The sequence below is a fragment of the Acidimicrobiales bacterium genome, assembly GCA_036491125.1.
In the GTDB taxonomy this organism is placed as follows: Bacteria; Actinomycetota; Acidimicrobiia; order Acidimicrobiales; family AC-9; genus AC-9.
The window spans coordinates 1-6679 of record DASXCO010000132.1 but is presented as its reverse complement, the minus strand read 5'-3'; the positions used below and the strand labels follow the sequence as shown (position 1 = coordinate 6679).

At 70.7% G+C, this 6679-nt stretch carries 8 protein-coding genes; 3 read left to right on the top strand and 5 right to left on the bottom strand.

Going from position 1 to position 6679, the window contains the following annotated elements; all coding sequences use genetic code 11:
• The coding region (locus VGF64_10970; protein HEY1635271.1) for a hypothetical protein at positions 1-247 on the top strand (247 nt) is incomplete at its 5' end.
• Between the two features lie 18 nt (positions 248-265).
• Positions 266-427 (top strand): hypothetical protein, encoded by a 162-nt coding sequence (locus tag VGF64_10965; GenBank protein ID HEY1635270.1) that lies wholly within the window; start codon positions 266-268, stop codon positions 425-427.
• Here the strand turns inward: VGF64_10965 and VGF64_10960 are convergent.
• The 3 genes from VGF64_10960 to VGF64_10950 are packed head-to-tail and all read right to left on the bottom strand — an operon-like array spanning position 405 to position 2591.
• On the bottom strand, positions 405-896 hold the full coding sequence (locus tag VGF64_10960) for a TIGR00725 family protein (GenBank protein ID HEY1635269.1): 492 nt from the start codon (positions 894-896) through the stop codon (positions 405-407). The genes VGF64_10965 and VGF64_10960 overlap by 23 nt on opposite strands.
• Before the next feature lies 1 nt (position 897).
• A complete protein-coding gene (locus VGF64_10955) occupies positions 898-1377 on the bottom strand; it encodes an FABP family protein (GenBank protein HEY1635268.1) in 480 nt (159 codons plus the stop codon).
• On the bottom strand, positions 1368-2591 hold the full coding sequence (locus VGF64_10950) for a cytochrome P450 (GenBank protein HEY1635267.1): 1224 nt from the start codon (positions 2589-2591) through the stop codon (positions 1368-1370). The genes VGF64_10955 and VGF64_10950 overlap by 10 nt, the downstream gene beginning before the upstream one ends.
• A gap of 30 nt (positions 2592-2621) precedes the next feature.
• Here VGF64_10950 and VGF64_10945 point away from each other — a divergent pair, with 30 nt between their 5' ends.
• The gene (locus VGF64_10945) at positions 2622-3401 is read left to right on the top strand and encodes an MBL fold metallo-hydrolase (protein ID HEY1635266.1); all 780 of its coding nucleotides are present in this window, start codon (positions 2622-2624) and stop codon (positions 3399-3401) included.
• Positions 3402-3416: 15 nt separating this feature from the next.
• On the opposite strand, the gene VGF64_10940 is transcribed toward VGF64_10945, so the two are convergent.
• Positions 3417-5030, bottom strand: a complete 1614-nt coding sequence (locus VGF64_10940) for an NAD(P)/FAD-dependent oxidoreductase (GenBank protein ID HEY1635265.1) — start codon at positions 5028-5030, stop codon at positions 3417-3419.
• 12 nt (positions 5031-5042) lie between these two features.
• Complete coding sequence (locus tag VGF64_10935; protein ID HEY1635264.1) at positions 5043-6602, bottom strand: adenylate/guanylate cyclase domain-containing protein; 1560 nt, start codon at positions 6600-6602, stop codon at positions 5043-5045.
• Positions 6603-6679: the final 77 nt, after the last annotated feature.

Here is a 6679-nt window from a genome sequence, read left to right as displayed (position 1 = left end):
TGGCGATCCAACTGCCGACGCCATGATCCAGGACGTGCTCGGGGGCGGGACGCCCTCCGACTCGAGCCTGTTGTCTGTGGCCGAGCAGGTCATCGGCCCGGCCTCCTCCGCCTGGCAGGTACCCGACCTGCCCCTTTCGATCAACGGAGCGTGGCCGCAACCGACGGGTCCCAACTCGGTCGGTGGCGGCGCACCGAGCTGCTCGAGCATCAGAACCGAGCTGGCCGGCCAGCTGGCCGCGGGCTGACGAAAGGAGCAAGCCGACATCGCTCGCATTCGTACGCCCGTGGGACTCGACATTGATGGCCGCAGCGCCGAGGAGATCGTCCTGTCGATCCTCGCCGGTGTCGTCACCGCTGCCGCTGGCCGCGACGGCGGCTACTCGGACCGGCGCTGGGCAACTCTTACGCGCTCGCGTGGCCGGTGAGCGCCAGGACGACAGCGACGGCAGCTTGGGGATCCTCGGCGGGGACGATGCTCTCGTCGACGGCGCCGTCGCCCCGGACCAGTCGCCAGGTCCGGAGGCCGACGACCGGGCGCCCCAGCTTGAGACCGAACGCCACCTCCGACAGCGTCCCGTGCTCTCCGCCCACGGCGACGACGGCGTCGGCGCTCAGCACGACGAGGGCATTGCGTGTCTCTCCCATGCCGGTCGGGATGGCCACGTCGACCCAGCGGTTGGCGTCCTGTCGCCGCCGGCCGGGCAGGATCCCGATGGTGAGGCCCCCGGCCGATTTGGCGCCGCGGCACGCCGCCTCCATCACGCCCCCGAGACCCCCGCACACGACAGCCACGCCAGCCTCGGCCAGCCGGCGTCCCACCTCCTCGGCCGCCGCGGCCAGCTCCTCGTCGGCGTCGCCGGCACCGACGACGGCCACATGAGGCCGCGCGCTCATGTCAGCCGGCCGCGACGCGTCGCAGCTCGGCGGCGAGATGGTGGGTGAGGGGCTCGCCCACCGCCGCCATCCGCAGTCGGTAGACGAGAGAATCACCACGGACGCGCAAGCTGCGCTCCAGGGACGTCACCTCCTTCGCGGTGCTCGTGCGAGCTACCGCAACGCTCGCCAGCTCGACCTCGGTACCGGCCACGGTTCCCTCCTCCACCTCGACGATGCCGTTCGGGTGTGCGAGCACGACCTCCAGGCCTCCTCGTGGGGAGGCTCGCCAGAACCCGGTCTCCGAGTGGAGTGGCCGCTCGTCGTCAACGCTCCAGGTCCCCTGCGCATAGGCCACAAACGGCTTTCCGGTGTGCCAAAAGCGGATCTCCTCGGTGTAATCGAACGACTCGATGGTCGGATACTCGCCGTGGCCCTCCCCCGCCCACGTCCCGAGCAGGAAGGACAACGACTCCACGTCTGGATGCAGCGTCAGCCCCACGGTGATACGGGAAGACGGTCGAGGCCCCGCAGCACGATCCTGCCGTTCCATGCCTCGGGCTCGTCCTCGAGCTCCGCGGCCGGGAAACGCTGGGCCAGCGTGCGCAACGCCACCTGGCCCTCCAACCGGGCCAGTGCCGCGCCCAGACAGTGATGGATCCCGCTGCCGAAGGAGACGTGCTGGGCCGCGCCCGGCCTGGTGAGCGAGAGGCGGTCGGCGTCCTCACCCCATCGACCCGGATCGTGGTTGGCCGAGCCCAGGCAGGTGAGCACGAAGCTTCCGGCTTCGATGAGCCGGTCGCCGATCTTCAGGTCTGCGAGGGTGACGCGCCGGGAGAACTGCACCGGGCTGTCGTAGCGAAGCAGTTCCTCGACGGCGTTGACGGCGAGATCGGCGTCGGCGCCCAGTTGCTCGTAGGCGGCCCGGTTGCGGAGCAGGGCCAGGCTGCCGTTCCCGATCAGGTTGACGGTTGTCTCGTGTCCGGCGATGTAGAGCAGCACGACCTGGTCGAGGAGCTCGGCCTGGGACAGCCGGTCGCCCTCCTCCTCGGCCCCGACGAGGGCCGAGAGGAGATCGTCGGCGGGGTTGGCACGCTTCCACGCCACGACGTCGGTCACATACGCACGGATCAGATCGGAGGCCCGCATGGCGGCCTCGATCTGCTCGGGGCTCAGGATGGGGTCGAGCGTCCCGGCCAGCGTGTGCGACGCCTCCCGCAGCTGATCGCGCTCGCCCTCGGGCATTCCCAGGAGCTCGCAGATCACGGTGAACGGCAGCGGGTAGGCCAGGTCGGAGATCACGTCCATCGTGGCCCCCGGCGCCACGCGGTCGAGCGCCTCGTTCACGAGCTGCTCAACCCGTGGCCGCAGCGCCTCGACCCGTTTTGGAGTGAACGCCTTGGAGACGAGGCGCCGCAGCCTCGTGTGGTCGGGAGGGTCGAGGCTCAGGATGGCCCGCGGCCGGCGCATGGCGCGCTCGCCGGCCACCTCCTGGAACACCTGGGCTCGCAGCGTTGGCGCTGCATTCTCGGGCTCGACGCTCAGCGCCGGATCCCGCAGCAGGCCGACGATGTCGTCGTGGCGGAAGAGCATCCACAAGCCCAGGGGACTGTGGTGGACCGGGTCACCTTCCCGGAGTGCCCGGTAACGCGAGTACGGGTCGGTGAAGAACCCCGGCTCGAACGGATTGAACGCCGGGAGCTCGGTTGTAGGCACGGGGCCAAACTAGGCGCCATGCTGGCGTCCATGCTGATCGGAGAAGTCGAAGTACTGCCGGTGCACGACGGCACCGCCTACTTTCCCCCTGGCGATGCCTTCGCCGGCACGACCGAGGAGCAGTGGGCGCCCCACCGCGACCTGCTCACCGACGACGGACTGCTTCCCCTGGAGCTGGGGGGGTTCCTGGTTCGGCACCGAGGCGGGGTCGCCGTGGTGGACGCGGGCGTGGGCTCCATCAAGGGACCATTTTCCGGGGGAGCGTTCCTCGAGAGCCTGGCCGCCCACGGCGTCGGGCCGAGCGAGGTGACCGACGTCGTCTTCACCCACCTGCACTTCGACCACGTGGGCTGGGCGACGAGAAAGGGTGAGGTGGTCTTCCCCAACGCCACGTACCGATGCGATCGACGGGACTGGACCCATTTCGTGGGCCCGGACCCCGGGGCGACCAAGAAGCTGTCGCCCGTCGAGAGCAGGTTGGAGACGTGGGAGGCGAGCGGACCCCTGCTTCCTGGCATCGACGTGCTGGCCGCTCCCGGGCACACACCTGGCAGCACGGTGGTCGTCATCTCTTCGGGGGCCGACCGAGCGCTCCTGCTGGGAGACGTGGCCCACTGCCCGGTGCAGCTGGTGGATGACGAGTGGGCGATCCTGGGCGACGTCGATCCGGCGCTCGCCCGCCGGACCCGGACGGCGCTCGCCCGGGAGATCGAGGACACCGGCGTTCCCGTGGCCGGTGTGCACTTCCCCGGGATGCGCTTCGGGCGCCTGCTCGCGGGGCAGGGCGGCCGTCGGTGGGTGGTGCCGTAGGAGACTCCGAGCGGTCTAGGCGGGATCGGCGTGCGCGCTGCGTTGCGCGGCCAGGTCGCCGACCACGACCATCGCCGCGTTGCGGCCGTTGGCCCCGATGACGCTCCCACCCGGGTGCGTCGCCGCGCCGCACAGGTACACACCCGGAATGGGTGTGCGCGGTGTGAGCCGTCTCTCCCACATCTGGTCCGGGAGGCACTCCCCCTGGAAGATGTGACCTCCGGTAAGCCCCGTCCGGGCCTCGATGTCGGGTGGGCCGAGCACCTGGCGCTGGTCGACGACCTCAGCCACGTCCGGTGCGAAACGGGCGATGCCAGCCAGGACGAGATCGCCGATCTCGTCCCGCCGCGCCGCCCAGTCACCCTCTGCCAGCCGGTACGGGGCGTACTGGGCGAAGATGCTCATGGTGTGCTTGCCCCGTGGAGCGATGGTGGGGTCGTAGGTTGTCTGGAAGTACAGCTCGCACCATGCTGGACTCGGCAGGCCGCGACGGCTGGCCGCGCAGGCCGCTTGGGTGTCGTCGACGCCGGTGCTGATCGTCACCATCGATCGGAAGGGCGTGTCGTCGGTGGCGGCCACGAACCGAGGCAGCCGGACCAGGCCGCAGTTCACCTTCACCACCGGGCTGTCCATCCGCCATTCCTCGAGGCGCTGGCGGTAGTGCCCTGGAACATCACTCGCGCACAGCGCCAGCGTCCGCTTGGGATCGGCGTTCGAGACCACGGCATCGGCGCGGATCGTCTCGCCCCCTTCGACCACGACCCCCTCGCCGGGTCGGACGGCGCCCACGGAGACCCCCGTCGCCACGACCGCTCCGGCCGCCATCGCCGCGTCGGCCAGGGCGAACGACACCCGACCCATGCCGCCACGCACGTAGCCCCAGGCCCCGCCCTCACCGTCCAAAGTCCCTGACGAGTGCATGGCGTGAACGGCCGCCGTCCCGGCGTCACGCGGACCGGCGTAGGTGCCGATGATCCCCTGACCGTGGAGAGCGGTCCGCAGCCGCGAGTCCTTCACGTGTCGCTCGAGGACGTCGGCGATCGGGGCACCGAGCACGACGTCGACTGCCTCCGCATCATCGCCGAGGCGCGCCACCAGCTCCTCCTGCGTCGGTGCGTCACCCAGCCACGTGTCGGTCGCGGGACCGCGCAGCGCCCGTCGCAGCCGTGCGAAGACGTCCTCGTAGGCGAGATACCCGTCGACGTCGCCGGGCGAGAGGGCTGCCACCTCGGCGGCCGAGCGCACGGGATCGTTCCAGAGCGTCAGGGCCGACGCGTCCTCCAGAGGGCACCAGAGATGCGGGTCGACGACCTCCACGCCGTAGCCGAAGCGGGCCAGCTCCAGCTCCTCCACCACCAGCGGATGCAGCAGCCCCACGAGGTAGGCGCACGGGCTGACGTGCCAGCGTGGATCGTCGAACGGCTGCTCGAGGGTGCAGGCGCCGCCCAGGCGCTCCCTCGCCTCCAACACGAGCACCCGCCGACCGGCACGGGCGATGTAGGCAGACGCGGCCAGCCCGTTGTGGCCGCCTCCGACGATCACCGCGTCCCAGTGACGCCGAGCGAGGTCCCGGACGGGCGCGGGCAGGCCGACCCGTCCCATCGACTCCTGGGCGCTCGGCTGGGCCACGACCCGGCAACGCTACCGGGCCGCCTCCCGCGGCGGCGCCGACTCCGAGGACAGCCCGCCGATGGGACCCGGCTCGTAGGCGAGCGTGGGCGCGGCTCGTCCCCGTAGCTCGAGCGCATCGACCTTGCCCCACCGCCGACCTTCCCCTGCGGCTCGGGCGATCGTCGCCTCGCTGGCGAGCACCCGGCCCAGCCGCGCCTTCGCCTGCTCGGTCAGTCGCGCCGCCTCGTTCACTGGGTCGCCGATGACGGTGTACTCATACCGCTCGGCAGCGCCCACGTTCCCGGCGACCGCCACCCCGGACGACACCCCGATGGCGGCGTCCACCTCGGCGTGGCTGACCGCGAGGGCGAGCAACTCCCTGCGCAGGGTGTGCGCGGCGCGCAACGCTCGAGCGGCGTGGTCGGGCTGCACGACCGGCGCCCCGAAGACGCACAGCGCGCCATCACCTTCGAACTTGTTGACCCATCCTCCCTCGGCGGTCACGACGCTCACGACCACGTCGAAGAAGGCGTTGAGCGTTTCGACAACCACCTCAGGCCCTTGGCGCTGCGCCAGTCCCGTCGAGCCGACCAGGTCCACGAACATGACGCTGACCTCTCGTCGCTCGCCGTCGAGGTTGACGCCATTGTCCAGTGCACCACGGGCGACGTCCACTCCGACGTGCCGCCCGAAGAGGTCTTCCAGGCGTCGCCGCTCCCTGAGCCCGGCGACCATACGGTTGAAGCCCATCTGCAGGTACCCGAGCGTGCCGGCGTCGTTGACCAGCACCTCCACCTCGACGTCCTCGTTCTCCACCCTGGCGACCGCGGCGCGGAGTTGCTCGAGGGGATCGGAGAGCATCCGGGCGGCGACGAGGGTCATCACGCAGCCGATCACGAGCCCCAGCGCCGAGAGCCCGACCACGGGTCCGATCAGCTGGGCCCGACCGCCGGGCCCGAGGCCGAGGGGCGAGAGGGCGATGGCCAGCAGAGGCACGCCCGACCCGAGGGCCCAGGTCAGCACCAGCTTCGGGCCCAGTCGCAGCCGACGCGTCCGTGGCGGCGCCCCGTCGGCGAGGACCAAGGTAAAGAGGGGGCGCAGGGCCCGTTCACAAAGCAAGAAGGCCAGGGCCGAGGTCGTCAGGCCGCCGAGCAGGACGCCGACAGACACTCGGGCACTCTGGTAGCCACTGGGATCGAAGACGAACTCCACGCCGTAGAAGACGACGGCGGCGCCGAGCCACAGCGTGAAGGACGTGGCCGCGGTGCGCCAGGGCAGTGCCAACGTGGCGCGAGCCTCCGGCTCCGTGGGTTGGCGTCCGTCGACGAGCCAGCCCGTCGCCTTCAGACCGAAGCGATGCCCGAGCCGTACGCCGGCGGGAAAGGCCAACGCCATATAGACCAGGGCCAGGCCGAGGGACAGCAGCAGGTCGTTCGTATCGAGCGAGCCGTGGCTGCCTCCCGGCGGCGGGAACCAGCTCAGGTAGGCGGTTACCACCACGGCTCCGACCAGATTGGTGCCTTCTCCTCGCCGCGAGACACCGCGGTGCAGCGCCTCCTTCCAAGTCGGGTCCCCAGCGACCGTCCCCACGGTTTGTGAGGCTACGCCTTCGGTCCACAAAACACCACGTGACGTGGGCCACAGCCACGGTCTGGTCAAAGATGTTG

What these genes read in the sequence shown, in the direction of transcription:
- VGF64_10960 (HEY1635269.1), bottom strand. Translation starts at nt 896, where the DNA reads ATGAGCGCGCGGCCTCATGTGGCCGTCGTCGGTGCCGGCGACGCCGAC.
- VGF64_10945 (HEY1635266.1), top strand. Translation starts at nt 2,622, where the DNA reads ATGCTGATCGGAGAAGTCGAAGTACTGCCGGTGCACGACGGCACCGCC.